General features: G+C 69.7%; 19 protein-coding genes. 6 read left to right on the top strand and 13 right to left on the bottom strand.

Going from position 1 to position 17803, the window contains the following annotated elements; all coding sequences use genetic code 11:
* Genes holA through leuS form a run of 3 tightly spaced genes read right to left on the bottom strand, consistent with a single transcriptional unit; the run spans position 1 to position 4263 of the window.
* Positions 1–1098, bottom strand: a complete 1098-nt coding sequence (gene holA, locus ASC76_RS13295; protein WP_056466434.1) for a DNA polymerase III subunit delta — start codon at positions 1096–1098, stop codon at positions 1–3.
* A complete protein-coding gene (gene lptE, locus ASC76_RS13290) occupies positions 1098–1595 on the bottom strand; it encodes an LPS assembly lipoprotein LptE (RefSeq protein WP_056466430.1) in 498 nt (165 codons plus the stop codon). Before lptE ends, holA begins: the two co-directional genes overlap by 1 nt.
* Positions 1596–1599: 4 nt before the next feature.
* Positions 1600–4263 (bottom strand): leucine--tRNA ligase, encoded by a 2664-nt coding sequence (gene leuS, locus ASC76_RS13285; protein ID WP_056466427.1) that lies wholly within the window; start codon positions 4261–4263, stop codon positions 1600–1602.
* Between the two features lie 183 nt (positions 4264–4446).
* On the opposite strand from leuS, the gene ASC76_RS13280 reads away from it, so the two are divergent.
* Both ASC76_RS13280 and ASC76_RS13275 read left to right on the top strand, forming a co-directional pair.
* A complete protein-coding gene (locus tag ASC76_RS13280; protein ID WP_056467415.1) occupies positions 4447–5295 on the top strand; it encodes a DNA ligase in 849 nt (282 codons plus the stop codon).
* A gap of 32 nt (positions 5296–5327) precedes the next feature.
* Positions 5328–5897, top strand: coding sequence for a DUF1415 domain-containing protein (locus ASC76_RS13275; protein ID WP_056466424.1), 570 nt, complete (start codon positions 5328–5330; stop codon positions 5895–5897).
* Positions 5898–5900: 3 nt separating this feature from the next.
* On the opposite strand, the gene ASC76_RS13270 is transcribed toward ASC76_RS13275, so the two are convergent.
* Positions 5901–7343 carry a PLP-dependent aminotransferase family protein gene (locus tag ASC76_RS13270; protein WP_056466421.1) on the bottom strand — a complete coding sequence of 481 codons (1443 nt, stop codon included), beginning with the start codon at positions 7341–7343 and terminating at the stop codon, positions 5901–5903.
* Positions 7344–7451: 108 nt separating this feature from the next.
* Between ASC76_RS13270 and ASC76_RS13265 the strand changes: the two genes are divergently transcribed.
* The gene (locus ASC76_RS13265; protein ID WP_056466418.1) at positions 7452–8420 is read left to right on the top strand and encodes a threo-3-hydroxy-L-aspartate ammonia-lyase; all 969 of its coding nucleotides are present in this window, start codon (positions 7452–7454) and stop codon (positions 8418–8420) included.
* 3 nt (positions 8421–8423) lie between these two features.
* Here ASC76_RS13265 and ASC76_RS13260 read toward each other — a convergent pair whose 3' ends face one another.
* Genes ASC76_RS13260 through ASC76_RS13240 form a run of 5 tightly spaced genes read right to left on the bottom strand, consistent with a single transcriptional unit; the run spans position 8424 to position 11955 of the window.
* Positions 8424–9488, bottom strand: coding sequence for a histone deacetylase family protein (locus tag ASC76_RS13260; protein WP_056466415.1), 1065 nt, complete (start codon positions 9486–9488; stop codon positions 8424–8426).
* Between the two features lie 18 nt (positions 9489–9506).
* Complete coding sequence (locus ASC76_RS13255) at positions 9507–9932, bottom strand: biopolymer transporter ExbD (protein WP_056466412.1); 426 nt, start codon at positions 9930–9932, stop codon at positions 9507–9509.
* On the bottom strand, positions 9932–10582 hold the full coding sequence (locus tag ASC76_RS13250) for a MotA/TolQ/ExbB proton channel family protein (RefSeq protein WP_056466409.1): 651 nt from the start codon (positions 10580–10582) through the stop codon (positions 9932–9934). The genes ASC76_RS13255 and ASC76_RS13250 overlap by 1 nt, the downstream gene beginning before the upstream one ends.
* 3 nt (positions 10583–10585) lie before the next feature.
* A complete protein-coding gene (gene dapB / locus ASC76_RS13245) occupies positions 10586–11404 on the bottom strand; it encodes a 4-hydroxy-tetrahydrodipicolinate reductase (protein ID WP_056466405.1) in 819 nt (272 codons plus the stop codon).
* Positions 11401–11955: an outer membrane protein assembly factor BamE gene (locus tag ASC76_RS13240; RefSeq protein WP_056466403.1), complete on the bottom strand. Its 555-nt coding sequence runs from the start codon at positions 11953–11955 to the stop codon at positions 11401–11403. The genes dapB and ASC76_RS13240 overlap by 4 nt, the downstream gene beginning before the upstream one ends.
* A gap of 110 nt (positions 11956–12065) precedes the next feature.
* On the opposite strand from ASC76_RS13240, the gene fur reads away from it, so the two are divergent.
* Complete coding sequence (gene fur, locus ASC76_RS13235) at positions 12066–12497, top strand: ferric iron uptake transcriptional regulator (protein ID WP_056466400.1); 432 nt, start codon at positions 12066–12068, stop codon at positions 12495–12497.
* Positions 12498–12503: 6 nt separating this feature from the next.
* Here fur and hprK read toward each other — a convergent pair whose 3' ends face one another.
* The 3 genes from hprK to hpf form a co-directional block, all read right to left on the bottom strand.
* Positions 12504–13454 (bottom strand): HPr(Ser) kinase/phosphatase, encoded by a 951-nt coding sequence (gene hprK / locus ASC76_RS13230; RefSeq protein ID WP_056466397.1) that lies wholly within the window; start codon positions 13452–13454, stop codon positions 12504–12506.
* Positions 13455–13558: 104 nt separating this feature from the next.
* Positions 13559–14029: a PTS sugar transporter subunit IIA gene (locus ASC76_RS13225; RefSeq protein ID WP_056466395.1), complete on the bottom strand. Its 471-nt coding sequence runs from the start codon at positions 14027–14029 to the stop codon at positions 13559–13561.
* A gap of 232 nt (positions 14030–14261) precedes the next feature.
* Positions 14262–14603: a ribosome hibernation-promoting factor, HPF/YfiA family gene (hpf, locus tag ASC76_RS13220; RefSeq protein WP_056466391.1), complete on the bottom strand. Its 342-nt coding sequence runs from the start codon at positions 14601–14603 to the stop codon at positions 14262–14264.
* A gap of 293 nt (positions 14604–14896) precedes the next feature.
* On the opposite strand from hpf, the gene corA reads away from it, so the two are divergent.
* Both corA and ASC76_RS13210 read left to right on the top strand, forming a co-directional pair.
* A complete protein-coding gene (gene corA / locus ASC76_RS13215) occupies positions 14897–15871 on the top strand; it encodes a magnesium/cobalt transporter CorA (RefSeq protein WP_056466388.1) in 975 nt (324 codons plus the stop codon).
* Positions 15871–16575 carry an HAD family hydrolase gene (locus tag ASC76_RS13210; protein WP_056466386.1) on the top strand — a complete coding sequence of 235 codons (705 nt, stop codon included), beginning with the start codon at positions 15871–15873 and terminating at the stop codon, positions 16573–16575. Before corA ends, ASC76_RS13210 begins: the two co-directional genes overlap by 1 nt.
* A 3-nt stretch (positions 16576–16578) precedes the next feature.
* Here ASC76_RS13210 and ASC76_RS13205 read toward each other — a convergent pair whose 3' ends face one another.
* Positions 16579–17799: a cyclopropane-fatty-acyl-phospholipid synthase family protein gene (locus ASC76_RS13205; protein WP_056466383.1), complete on the bottom strand. Its 1221-nt coding sequence runs from the start codon at positions 17797–17799 to the stop codon at positions 16579–16581.
* Between the last annotated feature and the right edge of the window lie 4 nt (positions 17800–17803).

Genomic DNA, 17803 nt, shown 5'->3' with positions numbered 1-17803 from the left:
TCAGGCCTGCAGCGCGAGCCGCTGCACCACGACCCGCCCGCGCGCGCCGGCAGGCACCGCGGAGGTGTGCTGCAGCAGCAACAGCACCAGGCGGCGCAGGCCGTCCCACGGGTCCTGCGGCCAGTCGGGGTGCTTGAGGCCCTTGACCAGGCCGTCGCAGATCTGCGCCGCGTCGAGCAGGTGCGCGACCGTGTGATCGGTCAGCATCGGCACGACGCGTTCGAACAGGCGCTCCTTCGCGCCCCAGACGCGGCCTTCGCGCAGCGCCATCGGCAGCGGCTTGCCGGCGGCCACCGCGTCCTTCACGCGCTTGAGGGCGCGGATGTCCTCGGTCAGCGTCCAGTGCACCAGCACGGCGGCCTCGCCCTCGGCATGGAGCCCGTCGAGCATGCGCAGCGCGCGCGCGACCTGGCCGGCCAGCACCGCCTCGCCGAGCTTGAACACGTCGTAGCGGGCCACGTTCAGCACCGCCGATTCGATCTGCTCGAAGCCCAGTTCGCCGGCCGGGTAGAGCAGCCCGAGCTTCTGGATCTCCTGGTGCGCGGCGAGCAGGTTGCCTTCGATGCGGTCGGCGAAGAACGCCAGCGTGCGCTGCCCGTCCTCGCCGCCGACGACCCGCTGGCCCTGCTGCGCGAGGCGCTGCGCGATCCACTGCGGCAGCGCCTTGCGGTCGATCGGGTCGACGCGCACGGTGACGCCGGCGCCGTCCAGCGCGGTGAACCACGCGCTGCCCTGCTGGGTGCGGTCCAGCTTGGGCAGTTGCACCAGCGTGACCACGTCGTCGCCGAGCGAATCGCAGTAGCGTTGCAGCGCCTCCGATCCCTCCTTGCCCGGCTTGCCGGACGGGATGCGGATCTCGATCAGCTGGCGCTCCGAAAACAGGCTCATCGCCATCGACGCGCCGAGCAGCCCGCTCCAGTCGAAGTGCGCGCCGGCGACGGTGTGCACCTGGCGCTCGCTGCAACCGCTCGCGCGTGCCGCGGCGCGGATCGCGTCGCCGGCTTCCTGCGCCAGCAACGGTTCGTCGCCCCACACGGTGTAGATCGGTCGCAGGCCCTTCTGCAGGTGCGCGGCCAACTGATCGGCGCGGATCTGCATCAGTAGGTCTGGACGGAGGCCAGGCGCCGCATCACCTGCGACACGATGTCGGTCTGCATCGCGCGGTACAGGAAGTTCTCTTCCTGCTCCTTCGCGAGCGCGGCGCTCTCGGTGTAGCTGAGGTCGCGGTTCTGCAGGATCTCGGTCTCGGGGATCAGCTCGCGCCCGTTGACGCTGCGCAGGCGGAATCGGAAGCGCTCGCGCAGCTGGAACTCCGTGACCTGCCCGACCGCGCCGCTGGCGACGACGACCTTCTCGCGCACGTCCTCGATCGCCTCGAGCACGACCTGCGCCTGCGCGATGCCCTCGACGACCAGCGTGGTCGTGCTCGCGTTGATGTTCATGCGCAGCTCGTCGGCCAGCGGCGAGCGGCGCGGGAAGTTCGCCAGCTGGATGGTGCGGAACTTCAGCTCCGGCGCGCGCCGCAACTCGAAGCCGCAACCCGCCAGCGGCAGCAGCGCCGCGAGCAACAGATGGCGGCGGGTGGCGCGCGTCATCGGATCAGACAACGATGTTGACCAGACGACCTGGCACGATGATGACCTTCTTCGCGCGCTTGCCCTCGGCGAACTTGATGAAGTCCGGGCTGTGCGTCGCCGCATGCTCGATCGTGTGCTTGCCGGCATCGGCCGCGACGCGGATCGACCCGCGCAGCTTGCCGTTGACCTGGAGCATCAGCTCGATCTCGCTCTGCTGCAGCGCCGCGTCGTCGACGCTCGGCCAGGGCGTGTCGAGCAGGTCGCCGAGGGCGTCCTTGAAGCCGAGTTCGCCCCACAACGCGTAGGTGATGTGCGGCGTCGCCGGGTACAGCACCCGCAGCAGCACGCTCAGGCCCTCGCGCAGCGCGGCGGCGTCGGCGGGCGCCTCGGTGGGCTTGGCGCCTTCGAGCGCGTTGAGCAGCTTCATCGCACCGGAGGCGACGGTGTTGTACTGCAGCCGGTCGTAGTCGTGGCTGATCTGGCGCAGCAGCAGGTGGACCTCGCGGCGCAGTTCCTTGCCGGCGTCGCTCAGGCCGGTGAAGTCGCTGCCGGCCGCGCGGACCGCGTCGGCATGCCGGACGCCGAAGTTCCACAGCCGGCGCAGGTAGCGGTACGAGCCTTCCGCGCCCGAGTCGGACCAGGCCGCGCTCTGGTCCGGCGGACCGGCGAACATCGTGAACAGGCGCGCGGTGTCGGCGCCGAACTTCGCGATGATGTCGCGCGGCTCGACCACGTTGTTCTTCGACTTCGACATCTTCTCGATGCCGCCGAGCTGCACCGGTTGGCCGTCGGCGTTCAACGTCGCGCCGGTCGGGTGACCCTTGTCGTCGACCTGCACCGTCACCTCGCTCGGGTAGAACCACAGGCGTTTGCCGTCGCTGCCTTCCTCGCGGTAGAACGACTCGTTCAGCAGCATGCCCTGGGTGAACAGCTTCGTGAACGGCTCGCCGTGGTCGACCAGCCCGAGGTCGCGCATCGCCTTGGTCCAGAAGCGCGCGTACAGCAGGTGCAGCACCGCGTGCTCGATGCCGCCGATGTACTGGTCCATCGGCGTCCAGTAGGCGTTGCGCGCGTCGACCATCGCGTCATGGCTGTCCGGGCAGGTGTAGCGCATGAAGTACCAGGCCGAGTCGACGAAGGTGTCCATCGTGTCGGTCTCGCGCCGCGCCGGCTGGCCGCAGGTCGGGCAATCGACGTTCAGGAACTTCTCGCTCTTGTTCAGCGGGTTGCCGGAGCCGTCGGGGATCAGGTCTTCCGGCAGAACGACCGGCAGGTCCTTCTCGGGCACCGGCACCACGCCGCACTTGGCGCAGTGGATGATCGGGATCGGCGTGCCCCAGTAGCGCTGGCGGCTGATGCCCCAGTCGCGCAGGCGCCAGGTCGTCTTCTTGCCGCCCAGGCCCTTGTGGTGCAGCGCGCTGGCCACCGTGTCGATCGCGACCTGGTAGGGCAGGCCGCTGTAGATGTCGGAGTTGATCGTCACGGCGCGTTCGCCGCTGGTGTCCTTCAGGCCGTACCATTCCTGCCAGTGGTCGTAGGTGAAGTGCGGCTCGCCGTCGACGTGGATCACCTGCAGGATGTCGATGCCGTACTTCTTCGCGAACGCGAAGTCGCGCTCGTCGTGCGCCGGGACGCCCATCACGGCGCCGTCGCCGTAGCCCATCAGCACGTAGTTGCCGATCCACACCGGGATCGCCTCGTGGGTCAGCGGGTGCTCGACGACCAGGCCGGTTGCGATGCCCTTCTTCTCCTGGGTGGCCAGTTCGGCCTCGGTCGTGCCGCCGGCCTTGCACGCCTCGATGAACGCGGCGATCGCCGGGTTGCCTGCGGCGGCGTGCAGCGCCAGCGGGTGCTCGGGCGCGACGGCGCAGAAGGTCACGCCCATGATCGTGTCGGCGCGGGTCGTGAAGACCCACATCCTGCCGTCGCCGATCAATTGGCCGGCGGCGCCCGCGATCTTGTGCGTGAACGCGAAGCGCACGCCCTCGCTCTTGCCGATCCAGTGCTCCTGCATCAGCCGCACGCGCTCGGGCCAGCCGTGCAGGTAGCCGGGCGCCGCCGGATCGGCGACGTTGGCGAGCAGCTCGTCGGCGTACTGCGTGATCGCGAGGTAGTAGCCGGGGATCTCGCGCTTCTCGACGAGTGCGCCGCTGCGCCAGCCGCGGCCGTTCTCGACCTGCTCGTTCGCGAGCACGGTCTGGTCGACCGGGTCCCAGTTGACGACCTGCGTCTTGCGGTAGGCGATGCCCTTCTCGAGCATCTTCAGGAAGAACCACTGGTTCCACCGGTAGTACTCGGGGTCGCAGGTCGCGATCTCGCGGGTCCAGTCGAACGCGAGGCCGAGCGGCGCGAACTGCGCCTTCATCTCGGCGATGTTGCTGCGCGTCCAGGCCGCGGGCGGGACGTTGTTCGCGATTGCCGCGTTCTCCGCCGGCAGGCCGAAGGCGTCCCAGCCCATCGGCATCAGCACGTTCATGCCCTTCATGCGCAGCTGGCGCGTGAGCATGTCGTTGATCGTGTAGTTGCGCACGTGGCCCATGTGCAGCTTGCCGCTGGGGTAGGGCAGCATCGAGCAGGCGTAGAACTTCGGGCGGTTCGGGTCCTCGACGACGCGGTACGCATCGGCGGCGGTCCACGCCGCCTGTGCGGAACGCTCGATCTCGTCGGGTTTGAAGTCGGGAGTCATGAAGTTGCGCCACCGGGCGCCTGAAACGATTGAGGACGATTATAGGAACGGGGGTGTGGCGCGGCCCGGTCGGGGCCGGGTGAACTCACCCCTGCGGGGGCGCCCGCAGACCGCTCCGATGGCGGATGGCCGTGGCGGCCAGCGCGCGGGACGATGCGCTCGACCAACCCGGAGCGCCGCACCATGTCCGCCCTGTCACGCCGCCAACTGCTCGTCTCGCTCCTGTCCGCCGGGCTGGTGGCCCCGCGTGGCGCACTCGCTGCACCGGCGCTGCCGCTGCTCGGCGTCTGGAGCGACGCGCTCGACCCTGCCGCCTACCTGGTCAGCGAAAAGTACGACGGCGTGCGCGGCGTGTGGGACGGCACGACGCTGCGCTCGCGCACCGGCCGCCGGTTCGCCGCGCCGCCGGCGTTCACCGCGGGCTGGCCGAGCACGCCGCTGGACGGCGAACTCTGGCTGGGCCGCGGGCGCTTCGAGGAGCTCTCGGGCATCGTGCGCCGCGAGCGTCCCGCGGCCGACGCCTGGCGCGGCGTGCGTTACCTGGTGTTCGAATGCCCCGACGCGCGCGGCGATTTCGCCGAGCGGGCCCGCGCGATCCGGGCGTTGGTGCAGCGCAGCGGCTCGCCGCACCTCGTCGCGGTCGAGCAGTCGTTCGTCGGCGACCGCGCGGCGCTGCAACGGCGACTGGCCGACGTGCTCGCGCAGGGCGGAGAAGGGCTGGCACTGCATCGCGCGGACGCGCCCTATGTCATCGGCCGCAGCGACGCCCTCGTGAAGCTCAAGCCCAGCCTCGACGCCGAAGCGACGGTCGTCGGCCACCACGCCGGGCGCGGCAAGTACGCGGGCCACCTCGGCGCGCTCGACATGCGCACGCCCGAGGGCCGGCGTTTCCTGCTCGGCAGCGGGCTGACCGATGCGTTGCGCCGCGATCCGCCGCCGATCGGCAGCGTCGTCACGTACCGCTACCGCGAGCTCACCAGCCGCGGGCTGCCGCGCTTCGCCACCTATTGGCGCCTGCACGCGGCGCCCTGACGCGCGGCGCCGCATCGTCCACACTACGACCGATGAACCTGTCCACCGCCGACCGCGTGATCGCCGAAACCCGCGCCTGGGTCCAGCGCGCCGTCGTCGGCCTGAACCTGTGCCCGTTTGCGAAAGCGCCGCTGGTGAAGGAGCAGGTCCGCTTCGTCGTCTGCGAGACCGACGATCCGCGCACGCTGCTCGACGCGCTGATCGCGCAGATGCGGGAACTGGCGGCGGCCGACCCGGCCGTCGTCGAGACGACGTTGCTGATCCACCCGAACGTGCTGCGCGATTTCGCCGACTTCAACGATTTTCTCGACGCCGCCGATGCCGCGCTCGACGACCTGGGCCTGGACGGCGTGCTGCAGGTCGCCAGCTTCCACCCCGACTATCGGTTCGCGGATGCCCCCGCGGACGACATCGGCAACGCCACCAACCGCTCGCCCCATCCCACGCTGCACCTGCTGCGCGAGGCGAGCATCGAGCGCGCCGTCGCCGCCATCCCGGCGCCCGAGGCCATCTACGAGGCGAATATCGCGACGCTGGAGGCGCTCGGCACCGACGGCTGGGCACAACTGCAGGCGCAGTGCCGCGCCGACGCGCAGCGCTGACGTTCAACCCGTCGCGACGATCGCGGCGAGTTGCCGCAAGCCCGCGTCGGCCTCGCTCGTGAAGGGCGTGCCGCAGCTGATGCGCATGAAGTGATCGAAGCGCCGCGAGTTCGAGAACAGCGTGCCCGGGGCGATGCGGATGCCTTGTGCGAGCGCAGCCTCGAACACCGCGTCCGCCGAGCGCTGCCCGGGCAACTCGACCCACAGCAGCATGCTGCCCGCCGGCACGCTCAGCCGCGTGCCGGCGGGAAAGTGCGCGGCGATCGCGTCGGCCATCTGTTCGCGCTGGTGCTGCAGCGCCCGGCGCAGGCGCGTCAGGTGCCGATCGTGCGCGCTCGACCCGATGAACTCGGCCATCGCGATCTGCGACAGCGCCTCGTTGGCGCGGCTCTGCGCGTACTTGAGCATCTCGATCCGCGCCTGCCAGCGGCCGCCAGTCATCCAGCCCAGCCGCATGCCCGGCGCGATCGTCTTGCGCAGCGACGCGCAGTGGATCACATGGCCGCTGCGGTCGAAGCTCTTCAGCGCCCGCAGCGGCACGTCGTCGGCGTGGAAGGCGCTGTAGGTGTCGTCCTCGATCAGCGGCAACGCGTGCTGCTCGCACAGTGCCACCAGACGTTCCTTGGCGGCGTCCGGCATCGTGCAGCTCAGCGGGTTCTGCAGGTTCGGCACGACGACCACCGCCTTGATGCCAGCCGGTTCGCGCAAGGCGCGTTCGAGCGCGTCGACCGAGAGGCCGGTGCTCGGACTGGTCGGGATCTCGAGCGCGCGCAGGCCCAGGCTTTCGAGCACCTGCAGCAGCCCGTAGTACGTGGGTGACTCGACCGCGACCGTGTCACCGGGCTGCGCGACGGCGCGCAGCGCGACGTTGAGCGCCTCGATGCAGCCGTGGGTCACGACGATCTGCTCGGGCGCGAGCTGCATGCCGGCGTCGAGCGAGCGGCGGGCCAGCGCAGCGCGCAACCCGGCATCCCCGTTCGGCGCAATCGGGCGCACCAGCAGGCCCGGGTCGCGGCGCAGCGCGCGCATCGCGGCGCGCTGCAGGTCGGCACCTGGATATGCCTCGGGCGACGCGTAGGTGGCGGCGAAGTCGACCCGTACCGGATGACGCTCGCTCATCGCGACATAGCGCGACACGCGGTCGTGGATGCCGACGTACTGGGCCGCGTCAGGCACGTGCCGCAGGTCCGGCTCGTCCAGCGGCGGGATCGCGGCGCGCCGGCGTCGCAGCACGAAGTAGCCGGAGCGCGGCCGCGCCTCGAGCAGGCCCTCGGCCTCGAGGCTGCGGCAGGCCTGCAGCGCTGTCGACAGGCTGACGCGGTGCAGCCGCGTCAGCGCCCGCACCGAGGGCATCGCGTCGCCTGGCGCGAGCGCGCCAGTGCGGATCGCGCCGCGGTAGTGGCGGGCGATGCGGGCGTAGAGCGGGGTGGTGGCGGGCGAATCCATCAGAGGTGGATGATGCCGTGCTGCGCGCGGGCTGGGCAGTACAGATCGACGCCGCGGCGAAGCGGTCTGTGCCTGTCGCCGCCGCTGCGTGCCGCGTATTCTGGCGGCATGCTGCAATTCAACGACATCGAACTCGCCGCCGCCCGCCTCCAGGGCGTCGCCCACCGCACGCCGGTGTTGACCTCGCGCACGCTCGACGCGCTGCTCGGTGTTCAGGTCTTCATGAAGGCCGAGAACCTGCAGCGCATGGGCGCGTTCAAGTTCCGCGGCGGCTACAACGCGGTGAATGCGCTGAGCGATGCGCAGCGCGCCCACGGCGTGGTCGCGTTCTCGTCCGGCAACCACGCGCAGGCCGTCGCGCTCGCGGCGCGCCTGCACGGCTGCCAGGCGACCATCGTGATGCCGCACGACGCGCCGGCGCTCAAGCTCGCGGCGACGCGTGGCTACGGCGCCGAGGTGGTGATCTACGACCGGTACAAGGAGGACAGGGCGGCGATCGCGAAGCGGCTCGTCGAGGAGCGCGGCGCGACGTTGATACCGCCGTTCGACTACCTGCCGGTGATGGCAGGGCAGGGCACCGCGGCGCTGGAGCTGATCGAGGACGTGGGTACGCTCGACGCGCTGATCGTCTGCGCGGGCGGAGGCGGCTTCCTGTCGGGCTGTGCGGTCGCCGCGAAGCATCTGTTGCCGGCGATCGAGATGTTCGGCGCCGAACCGGAGCGCGGCAACGACATGCAGCAGTCGCTGCGCGCCGGGCGCATCGTCAGCATCGAGGTGCCGCGCACGATCTGCGATGGCCAGCAGACGCAGGCGGTCGGCGCGCATCCCTTCGAGGTGATCCGCGCCCACGTGACCGACGTGCTGACCGCCAGCGATCCGGCCGTCGTCGACGCGATGCGCTTCGCGTTCGAGCGCATGAAGGTCGTGCTCGAGCCGTCCGGCGCCTGCGCGCTGGCGGCGCTGATGGTGAACGCCGAGCGCTTCCGCGGCCGGCGCGTCGGCATCACGCTGTCGGGCGGGAACGTGGGGCTGGACCGGTTCGCCGCGCTCGTGTCCGGCGCCGAGAAGGTCGACTGACCCTCACCCGCTGCCGGCCGCGGCGTCGAATCCGTCGAGCACATTGACGGTGTTGATGCCGACCTCGGCGACCGCGTAGCCGCCCTCGAACACGAACACGGTGGGCAGGTTCGCGGCCGCGATGTCTCGGCCGACCTGCAGGTAGTCGTCGCTGCGCAGCAGAAAGCCGGAGATCGGGTCGCCCTCGAAGGTGTCGACGCCGAGTGAGACGACCAGCGCCTCGGCGCCCGCACGTGCGATCGCATCGAGCCCGGCGTGAAGCGCCTCGCGCCAGCGCGCGAAGCCGGTGCCGCGCGGCAGCGGCAGGTTCAGGTTGAAGCCTTCGCCGGCCCCGATGCCGCGCTCGTCGGCGTGGCCGAGGAAGAATGGGTACTCGGTGCGCGGGTCGCCGTGGATCGAGACGGTCGTCACGTCGGCGCGGCCGTAGAAGATCGCCTGCGTGCCGTTGCCGTGGTGGTAGTCGACGTCCAGCACGGCCACGCGCGCCGCGCCCGCGTCACGCAACGCCTGGGCTGCGAGCGCCGCGTTGTTGAGGAAACAGTAGCCGCCGAAGAAGTCCGCCCCGGCGTGGTGGCCGGGCGGACGCGACAGCGCAAACGCGCTGCGCGCCTCACCGCTCCCGACGACGCGTGCGGCGGCGATCGCGCAGGCCGCGCCCGCGCGCGCGGCGGCCCAGCTGCCGGCCGTCAGCGGCGTCCCGGCGTCGAACGAGAACAGGCCCAGGCGGGCGGCGAAGTTGTCGGGCAGCACATCGAAGCGCATGCCGGGCGCCGGCCAGACCGAGGGCAGCGCGTCGCGCTCGGCATTGCTCGGGTCGAGCGCCACCCAGTCGTCCCACGCGCGCTCGAGGAAGTGCAGGTAGCGCGGCGCGTGAATGCGCGCGAGCGCGGCGTCGAGTTCGCCATCGTTCAACGCCGGTGTCTGCAACGGACCGGCACCACGCCGCTGCAGTTCGGCGAGCACGTGATCGAGCCGCTGCGCGGTCTCGTGGCAAGGCACGAGCCGGCCGCGGAACATTTCCTCGCGGCCTTGATGAAGACGATGAAGCGGGTTGTGGATCGTCAGCATCGCGGCCCCCGATGACGGTCAGGGCTTGGCCGGCGCGGTCTCGGTGACGAACCCGATCCGGCTGAGCCCGGCCTTCTGCACCAGGCCGATCACCTCGGCCACGCGGCCGTACGGCACGCCCTGGTCGGCACGCAGCTGCACTTCGGTGCGTGGGTTGCGCCGTGCGGCCTCGCCGACGCGAGCGGCGAACGCCGCCGGCTCCATGGCGTCTTCGCCGAAGTACAGCCGCCCCTGAGGATCGAGCGCGACGCTGATGAACTGCGGCGCGTCGTTCGGCTGCGCGCCTTCGGCCTTCGGGAGGTCGAGCTTGAGGCTCGAGCTCATCAGGGGGGCGGTGATCATGAAGATCACCAGCAGCACCAGCATCACGTCGATCAGCGGCGTCATGTTGATGTCGCTCATCGGCGACGGCCGGCTGCTGCGTTCGAGGCGACCGAAGGCCATCACGCCGCCGTGTTCGTCATCATCTCGCGCAAATCATGCGCGAAGCCTTCGAGCTCGGCCTCGCTGCTCGCGACCATCTTGCCGAAGATGTTGTAGGCCAGCACGGCCGGGATCGCGACGGCCAGGCCCGCGGCCGTCATCACCAGCGCTTCGCCGACCGGCCCGGACACGCGTTCGATCGACATCGAGCCCGCGGCCGAGATGCCGACCAGCGCGTGGTAGATGCCCCAGACCGTGCCGAACAGACCGATGAACGGCGCCGTGCTGCCGATCGAGGCGAGCAGCACCTGGCCGAACTGGAGTTGATCGAGCACGCGGTGCAGCGCATCGCGCAGGCGGCGGGTGAGTTGCGAATCGGTGTGGCCCTTTGCCTCGAGCGTGCCGTCCGGCGCGGCGGCGGTGGCAGCGCCAAGCAGCGGCAGCAGCGCGCGCTCGCGGTCGAATGCGATCAGTGCGTCACGCCCGGCGTCCAGCGTCGGTGCGGCCCAGAACGCGGGCACCGCGCGGTCGATGTCGCCGCGCACGCGGCGCAGCAGCCAGCCTTTCCAGAAGATCACGATCCAGGCGCTGATCGACATGATCAGCAGCAGCGCGGCGACGCCGCGCGTGACCGCGTCGCCCTGGTTCCAGAAGACCGCCAGGCCGCCCATCGTTCAGCGCAGGCCGAGCACGTCGTCCATGCCGAACAGGCCGCTGGCGCGGTCGGCGAGGAAGCGCGCAGCCCGCAGGCTGCCCTGCGCGTAGCCGGCGCGGCTGTTCGAGCGGTGGGTGATCTCGATGCGTTCGCCGGTGCCGGCGAACAGCACGGTGTGGTCGCCGACGATGTCGCCGCCGCGCACGGTCGCGAAACCGATCGACGACGGGTCGCGCTCGCCGGTGACGCCTTCGCGCGCGTAGACGGCGCAGTCCTTCAGGTCGCGCCCGAGCGCGCTGGCGATCACCTCGCCCATCTTCAGCGCGGTGCCGCTGGGGGCGTCGACCTTGTGACGGTGGTGGGCCTCGATGATCTCGATGTCGTAGCCGACGTTCAGCAGGCGGGCGGCCTGGTCGAGCAGCTTCATCATCACGTTGACGCCGACGTTCATGTTCGGCGCCATCATCACCGCGATGTGGCGCGCGTGCTCGGCGATCTGCGCCTTCTGCGCGTCGTCGAAGCCGGTCGTGCCGATCACCGCCTTCACGCCCAGCTCGCGGCAGACCGCGAGGTGCGCGAGCGTGCCTTCCGGGCGCGTGAAGTCGATGAGGACCTGCGCGTTGGCCAGGCCGGCACGCAGGTCGGCGGTGATCGTCGGGCCGCCTTGGCGGCCGAGGAAGGCGGTGGCGTCCTGTCCGAGCGCCGGGCTGCCAGCCACGTCGAGCGCGCCGCTCAAGATCAGGTCCGGTGCGGCGCTGATCGCCTCCATCAGCATGTGGCCCATGCGGCCCGAGGCGCCCGCCACCGCCACGCGCATCGGCACGACCGCGCCCGTCATGGCGTCGTCGGTTCGAGCGGCGGGTAGGTGCGGACCGGGCCGATCGGCTCGGCTTCCACCAGGGCCGGACGCGCCGGCGCGGGCAGCGCCTTCAGTTGCTCGGGCGTCAGTTCCAGCGGGGGCGCATTGCGCGACGTCTTGAAGGTGTCGATCGACGCGACGAATTCGCGCTCGGTCGGCAAGTCGCCGCCCGTGTCGATGCTCTTCAGCGCGTCCCCTTCGAACAGCACGACCACGCGACGCGCCTGCGGCTCGGCGCCCTGGCGCCGGATCGTGAAGACGTAGTCCCAGCGGTCGACATGGAACGCGTCGGTCAGCAGCGGCGAGCCCAGCACGTCGCGCACCTGGGCGCGGTTCATGCCGGGCTTGACGACGGCGGCCTGCTCGCTCGTGATCACGTTGCCCTGGACGACCTCCACCTTGTACGGCGTCACGACGCCCAGGAAGCGATCGGTCGAAGTGGGAAGCGACGGCAGGTATTGGCAACCGCTCAACGCCGCCGCCACGGCGATCGCGAGGCTGGGTCGAACAAAAGGCGATGACAGGGACATGGTGGCAACCCGGCGCGCCGTGGACGGCGGCCAACCTCGATATGATCGGTTCATTCTAGCGGCTGGCTTCCCGGCCCGGACCGCGCCGCTCGATGACTGCCACCCTCGCCATGACGCACGCCGACGAACTGAAGAACAGCGGCCTGAAGGCCACGCTGCCGCGCATCAAGGTGCTGGAGATGTTCCAGAAGACCTCGCAGCGCCACATGAGCGCCGAAGACGTCTTCAAGATGCTGCTGGCCGAGGGTGCCGACGTGGGGCTGGCGACCGTCTACCGGGTTCTGATGCAGTTCGAGCAGGCCGGCATCCTGTCTCGCAACCATTTCGAGACCGGCAAGGCGGTGTTCGAGCTCAACGAAGGCAAGCACCACGACCACCTGGTCTGCATGGACTGCGGCCGGGTCGAAGAGTTCTTCGACGCCGAGATCGAGAAGCGCCAGCGTGCCGTCGCGCAGGCGCGCGGGTTCGAGCTGCAGGAGCACGCACTCGCGCTGTACGCCACCTGCACGAAGAAGGCGTGTCCCCACAAGACCAAGTCGTGATCAAACCTATTCGGGTTTGAGCATGGCTTTCGCGTGGCGCTCGATGAACTCTTTGTAGGTGTCGATCCCGCGCAGTTGCAGGATCGTGTTGCGCACCGCGGCCTCGACCAGCACCGCGAGGTTGCGCCCGGCGTCGACCGCGATCACGGTCTTGCGCACCGGCACGTCGAGGATGTCCTCGTTCAGCGGCTCGTAGGGCAGGCGCTCGAACTCGCGGTCCATCGTCTCCTTGCGCACCAGGTGGACGATTAGCTTGAGCCGCATCTTCCGGCGCACCGCGGTCTCGCCGAAGATCGCCTTGATGTCGAGGAGGCCGATGCCGCGCACCTCGAGCAGGTTCAGCAGCAGGTCGGGGCAGCGGCCCTCGAGCCCGGTCTGCGAGACGCGGTACAGGTCGACCGCGTCATCGGCGACCAGGCCGTGGCCGCGAGAGATCAGCTCCAGCCCGAGCTCGCTCTTGCCCAGGCCCGATTCGCCGGTGATCAGCACGCCGACGCCGAGGATGTCCATGAACACGCCATGGCGCGTCGTGCGCTCGGCGAAATGCTGGCCCAGGTAGGCGCGGACCACGTCGATCACGTGACCGGCGGATTCGCTGGTCGCGAACAGCGGGATGTCGGCGCGGTCGCACATCGCGACCAGCTTGTCGGGGGCGGTGTCGCCGTCGGCGACGATCAGCACCGGCGGCTCGAGCGTCACGATGCGCGAGATCCGGCGCTCGGCCACGTCCGGCGAGTTGGTGTTCAGGTAGGCCACTTCGCGCCGGCCGACGATCTGGACGCGATACGGGTGGATGTAGTTCAGGTAGCCGACCAGGTCGGCGGCCGACTGCGCGTTGCGCACCGCGGCCTCGTCGAAACGGCGCTCCGGGTGGGCGTGCCCGGCGATCCACTCCCAGTGCAGGATCTCGCGGTGTTCCTCGAACAGCGCTTCCGCGCTGATGACCGTCGGCTTCATGGAGCCCCCGGCCCGGAATACCGGGCCACCCCCCGGGGGGGTGCGGGCCGGCTTGGGGCGGCCCGGCGCTCGGCCCGCGCGTCACCGACGGAGAAGCGCATTTGTCAGGCGACCGACTTCAACGGTTCCCAGTTCGCGATCAGCTGGTGCACGGTGGCCGCGTCGGCCTCGGTCTTCAGGCGTTCGCGCAGTTCGCGGTCGGAGAGCATCTCCGCGATCTCGGACAGGATCTCGAGATGGCGCTGCGTGGCGGCTTCCGGCACGAGCAGGAAGATCAGCAGCCCGACCGGCTGGTCGTCGGGGGCATCGAAGGGAATCGGTTGCTGCACGCGCAGCACCGCGGCGAGCGGGTTTTTCAGGCCCTTGATGCGCCCGTGCGGGATCGCCACCCCGTGGCCCAGGCCGGTCGAGCCGAGCCGCTCGCGGGCGAACAGGTTGTCGGTGACCGTGGCGCGCGCGATGGCGTGCTGGTTCTCGAACACCAGGCCGGCATGCTCGAAAGCGCGCTTCTTGCTGGTGGCGTCGACATCCACCAGCACGTTGCTGGCAGGGAGGATGGCAGCGAGGCGATTCATCGTGGGCACTGGCCTAAGGTTCGACTCCGATCGACACGCGACCGCAGGGGTAACGGGTCTCGAATTATGGAGCGCCTGCCGTGCACGCGTGCAGGATCGACATGACGCCCATGCACGATTTTGCATGTCCTGCTGCGCCGCAGCAACGGAAGATCACGCACTTGCGTGCAGGAAATCGCCGCGCGCAAGAAAAAGGCGGCCCGCAGGCCGCCCGATTCGGTGCGCAGGCTGTTCAGACCGGCGTCGCGTCGATCCGTTTCGGCGCCGCGTGGTGATGATCCTGGACCTTGTCCTTGTGGCGGCACACCTGACGATCCAGCTTGTCCATCAGCTGGTCGATCGCCGCGTAAAGATCCTCGCTGGACTGCTCGACGAAAATGTCCTTGCCCTTTACGTGGAGGGTGACTTCGGCCTTCTGGCGGCGTTCCTTCTCCTTCAGTTTCTCCACCGACAGCAGCACGTTGATGTCGACGACCTGGTCGAAGTGGCGCGTGACCCGGTCCAGCTTGGTGAGCACGTACTCTCGCAAAGCCGGGGTGACATCAAGGTGGTGACCGCTGATCGTCAGGTTCATGGGGGTTCCTTTCGCGGGGTGGGAGAGAGCGGGGAAGGGGGATGGAATCGTCAGGCGGGAACGGCGTAGGGAAGCCGTCGAACCCAGTGTGCACAGGTTCAGCGCCGCTGACAAGCGCATCCCGGGGATGCCGAAAAGGTCCGCTTTTCAAGGCCCCGAGCGGCAAGAATTTGTGTCCTGACGGGTGCGATAATCCAAGGCTACCGCCCGGAGATTGGCCTGGACTCCTCGCTCACTGCCGGTGAGCCGTCCGCTCCAGCGCTTGCCCGCCCGCCCGACGCGCCGGAGCCCCCATGCTCAATGTCTTCACGCTGGCCAACGGCCGGCTCGCCCAGCAAGAAATCGAAAGCCTGGATGCGCTCGCCGAGGCGCTGACCCAGGTGCGCCCCGTCTGGGTCGACCTGGACGCGCCGACCGAGGAAGAGAAGGGCTGGATCACGCAGCACTTCGGGCTGACGATTCCGGCCGACGCGGTCGACGACGACCTCGAGGAATCGGCCCGCTTCTACGAGGAAGACAACGGCGAGCTGCACATCCGCTCCGACTTCCTGATCGATGACGACGAAACGCCGCGCAACGTGCGGGTCGCGTTCATCCTGTTCAACAAGATCCTGTTTTCGATCCATGGCGAGGAGCTGCCCGTGTTCCGGCTGCTGCGGCTGCGGGCGCGGCGCATCCCGGCGCTGATCGAGGACGCGAAGGACGTGCTGCTCAAGCTCTACGACGCCGACGCCGAATACAGCGCCGACGCGCTGGAAGGCATCTACGACAGCCTGGAGAAGGTCAGCTCCAGCGTGCTGAAGCAGCAGCTCGACGACCAGGCGGCCGGTGAAGTGCTGAACGCGATAGCGCGCGAGGAAGACCTGAACGGCCGCATCCGCCGCAACGTGATGGACACGCGCCGCGCCGTCAGCTTCATGATGCGCAGCCGCATGCTGAACGCCGAGCAGTTCGAGGAGGCGCGCCAGATCATGCGCGACATCGACTCGCTCGACAGCCACAGCACCTTCCTGTTCGACAAGATCAACTTCCTGATGAACGCGACGGTCGGCTTCATCAACATCAACCAGAACAAGATCATCAAGATCTTCTCGGTCGCCAGCGTCGCGCTGCTGCCGCCGACGCTGATCGCCAGCATCTACGGCATGAACTTCAAGGCGATGCCCGAGCTCGACTGGTCGCTCGGTTATCCGTACGCGCTCGGGCTGATGGTGATGTCGGTCGCGGCGCCGCTGATCTACTTCCGCCGCAAGGGCTGGATGCGCTGATGGCCGGTCGCCGCGCTGCCAGCATCCGTGCGCTGACGCTCGACCTCGACGACACGCTCTGGCCGATCTGGCCCGCGATCGAGCGCGCCGAGCACGAATTGCACGGCTGGCTCGCGCAGCACGCCAGCGCAACGGCGCAGCGCTTCGACGTGGCCGCGCTGCGCGGCCTGCGCGAGACGATCGCCGCCGAGAACCCGCACTGGGGCCACGACTTCACGCGCATGCGCCACGCCAGCCTGGTGCGCGCGCTCACGCTCAGCGGCGACGACCCGGCGCATGCCGACGGCGCGTTCGCGGTGTTCTTCGCGGCGCGCAACCGGGTCGAGCTTTACGCGGACGCGTTGCCGGCGCTGCAGGCGCTGGCCGCACGCTGGCCGATCGCGGCCGTCACGAACGGCAATGCCGACCTGCAGGGCATCGGCCTGGCCGCGCACTTCACGACGACGGTCTCGGCGCGCGAGTTCGGCATCGGCAAGCCCGATCCGCGGATCTTCCACGAGGCCTGCCGGCGGCTCGAGGCGCAGCCGCACGAGGTGCTGCACATCGGCGACGACTGGGCGCTCGACGTGGTCGGCGCGCACGGCGCCGGGCTGCACAGCGCATGGGTGCGCCGCGAAGGCGACCCGACGATGCCGGCCGGCGCCGCGCAGGCGAGCTGCGTCGTGCGCGACCTGAACGAACTCGTCGCCTGGCTGGACGACTGAGCTTCAGTCGCGCACGAGCGTGAACTGCATGACGCTGGTGTTGCGGGTCGCGAAGGCGGCCTCGCAGTAGCCGAGGTAGAACTCCCAGATCCGCATGAAGCGGGTGTCGAAGCCGAGCCGGCGCACCGGCCCGTCGGCCGCGAGGAAGCTGGCGCGCCAGCGCTTCAGCGTCTCGGCGTAGTCGAGCCCGAAGTCCAGTTCGTTGACCACGCGCAAGCCGGCCGCGGCCGCGGCGGCGCGGAACGCCGACGGGCTCGGCAACAGGCCGCCGGGGAAGATGTACTGCTGGATGAAGTCGGTCGACTTCACGTAGCGCTCGAACAGGTCGTCACGGATCGTGATGCTCTGGATGCAGGCCTTGCCGCCGGGCTTGAGCTGTGCCTTCAGGGTCGCGAAGAAGCTGGGCCAGTACTCGCGCCCGACCGCCTCGAACATCTCGATCGATGCGATGGCGTCGAACGGGCCGTCGGTGATGTCGCGGTAGTCCTGGTAGCGCAGGTCGCCCGGCAGGCCGGCGTCGGCCAGGCGCTGCTGGCCCCACGCCAGTTGTTCGCGTGACAGCGTGACGCCGGTGACCGTGGCACCGAATTCGCGCGCCGCCGCCTCGGCCAGCGCGCCCCAGCCGCAGCCGATCTCGAGCACGCGGTCGCCCGGCCGCACGCCGCATTCGCGCAGCGCGCGCCGCACCTTGGCGTGCTGCGCGTGCACCAGGTCGCCGCTGCGGTCGCCCTCGAACCAGGCGCTGCTGTAGTTCATCGTCGGGTCCAGCCACAGGCGATAGAACGCGTTGCCGAGGTCGTAGTGGGCGTGGATGTTCTTCGCACTGCCGCGGCGCGAGTTGCGGTTGAACAGGTGCTTCGCGCGGTACAGCAGCGAGCCCCACCAGCTGCCGTAGATCACCGCTTCGACCTCGTCGCGGTTGGCGATGAACAGCGTCAGCAGCGCGGTCAGGTCCGGCGTGGTCCAGTCGCCGGCGATGAAGCTCTCGGCGAAGCCGATGTCGCCCGACTTGAGCGCCGCGGCGCAGGGCGACCAGTTGCGCAGCCGGATCGCGGCGCGCAGTCCGGCGTCGGTGCTGGTGCCGAAGCTGAGCGTGCTGCCGTCGGGGACCTGCACGGTCAGCGTGCCGTGCTTGAGATCGCGCAGCAACCGGAACACCGCGCGTGCGGCGGCCGGGGCCGAGTCGACCAGGTGAGGCGGGAGCAGGGTGCGGCTGGTGTCCATCGTC

The organism is Rhizobacter sp. Root404 (assembly GCF_001425865.1).
GTDB lineage: Bacteria > Pseudomonadota > Gammaproteobacteria > Burkholderiales > Burkholderiaceae_C > LMDS01.
Note: the sequence above shows the minus strand (reverse complement) of the source record. Positions and strands in the feature narration are given on the sequence as shown.

Coding starts and splice junctions, on each gene's coding strand:
- ASC76_RS13260 (WP_056466415.1), bottom strand. CDS start 9,488: ATGCTGACGATCCACAACCCGCTTCATCGTCTTCATCAAGGCCGCGAG.
- corA (WP_056466388.1), top strand. CDS start 14,897: ATGCTCAATGTCTTCACGCTGGCCAACGGCCGGCTCGCCCAGCAAGAA.
- hprK (WP_056466397.1), bottom strand. CDS start 13,454: ATGAAGCCGACGGTCATCAGCGCGGAAGCGCTGTTCGAGGAACACCGC.
- hpf (WP_056466391.1), bottom strand. CDS start 14,603: ATGAACCTGACGATCAGCGGTCACCACCTTGATGTCACCCCGGCTTTG.
- ASC76_RS13240 (WP_056466403.1), bottom strand. CDS start 11,955: ATGTCCCTGTCATCGCCTTTTGTTCGACCCAGCCTCGCGATCGCCGTG.
- holA (WP_056466434.1), bottom strand. CDS start 1,098: ATGCAGATCCGCGCCGATCAGTTGGCCGCGCACCTGCAGAAGGGCCTG.
- ASC76_RS13250 (WP_056466409.1), bottom strand. CDS start 10,582: ATGGGCGGCCTGGCGGTCTTCTGGAACCAGGGCGACGCGGTCACGCGC.
- ASC76_RS13225 (WP_056466395.1), bottom strand. CDS start 14,029: ATGAATCGCCTCGCTGCCATCCTCCCTGCCAGCAACGTGCTGGTGGAT.
- lptE (WP_056466430.1), bottom strand. CDS start 1,595: ATGACGCGCGCCACCCGCCGCCATCTGTTGCTCGCGGCGCTGCTGCCG.
- ASC76_RS13265 (WP_056466418.1), top strand. CDS start 7,452: ATGCTGCAATTCAACGACATCGAACTCGCCGCCGCCCGCCTCCAGGGC.
- ASC76_RS13270 (WP_056466421.1), bottom strand. CDS start 7,343: ATGGATTCGCCCGCCACCACCCCGCTCTACGCCCGCATCGCCCGCCAC.
- ASC76_RS13205 (WP_056466383.1), bottom strand. CDS start 17,799: ATGGACACCAGCCGCACCCTGCTCCCGCCTCACCTGGTCGACTCGGCC.
- fur (WP_056466400.1), top strand. CDS start 12,066: ATGACGCACGCCGACGAACTGAAGAACAGCGGCCTGAAGGCCACGCTG.
- leuS (WP_056466427.1), bottom strand. CDS start 4,263: ATGACTCCCGACTTCAAACCCGACGAGATCGAGCGTTCCGCACAGGCG.
- ASC76_RS13275 (WP_056466424.1), top strand. CDS start 5,328: ATGAACCTGTCCACCGCCGACCGCGTGATCGCCGAAACCCGCGCCTGG.
- ASC76_RS13255 (WP_056466412.1), bottom strand. CDS start 9,932: ATGGCCTTCGGTCGCCTCGAACGCAGCAGCCGGCCGTCGCCGATGAGC.
- dapB (WP_056466405.1), bottom strand. CDS start 11,404: ATGACGGGCGCGGTCGTGCCGATGCGCGTGGCGGTGGCGGGCGCCTCG.
- ASC76_RS13280 (WP_056467415.1), top strand. CDS start 4,447: ATGTCCGCCCTGTCACGCCGCCAACTGCTCGTCTCGCTCCTGTCCGCC.
- ASC76_RS13210 (WP_056466386.1), top strand. CDS start 15,871: ATGGCCGGTCGCCGCGCTGCCAGCATCCGTGCGCTGACGCTCGACCTC.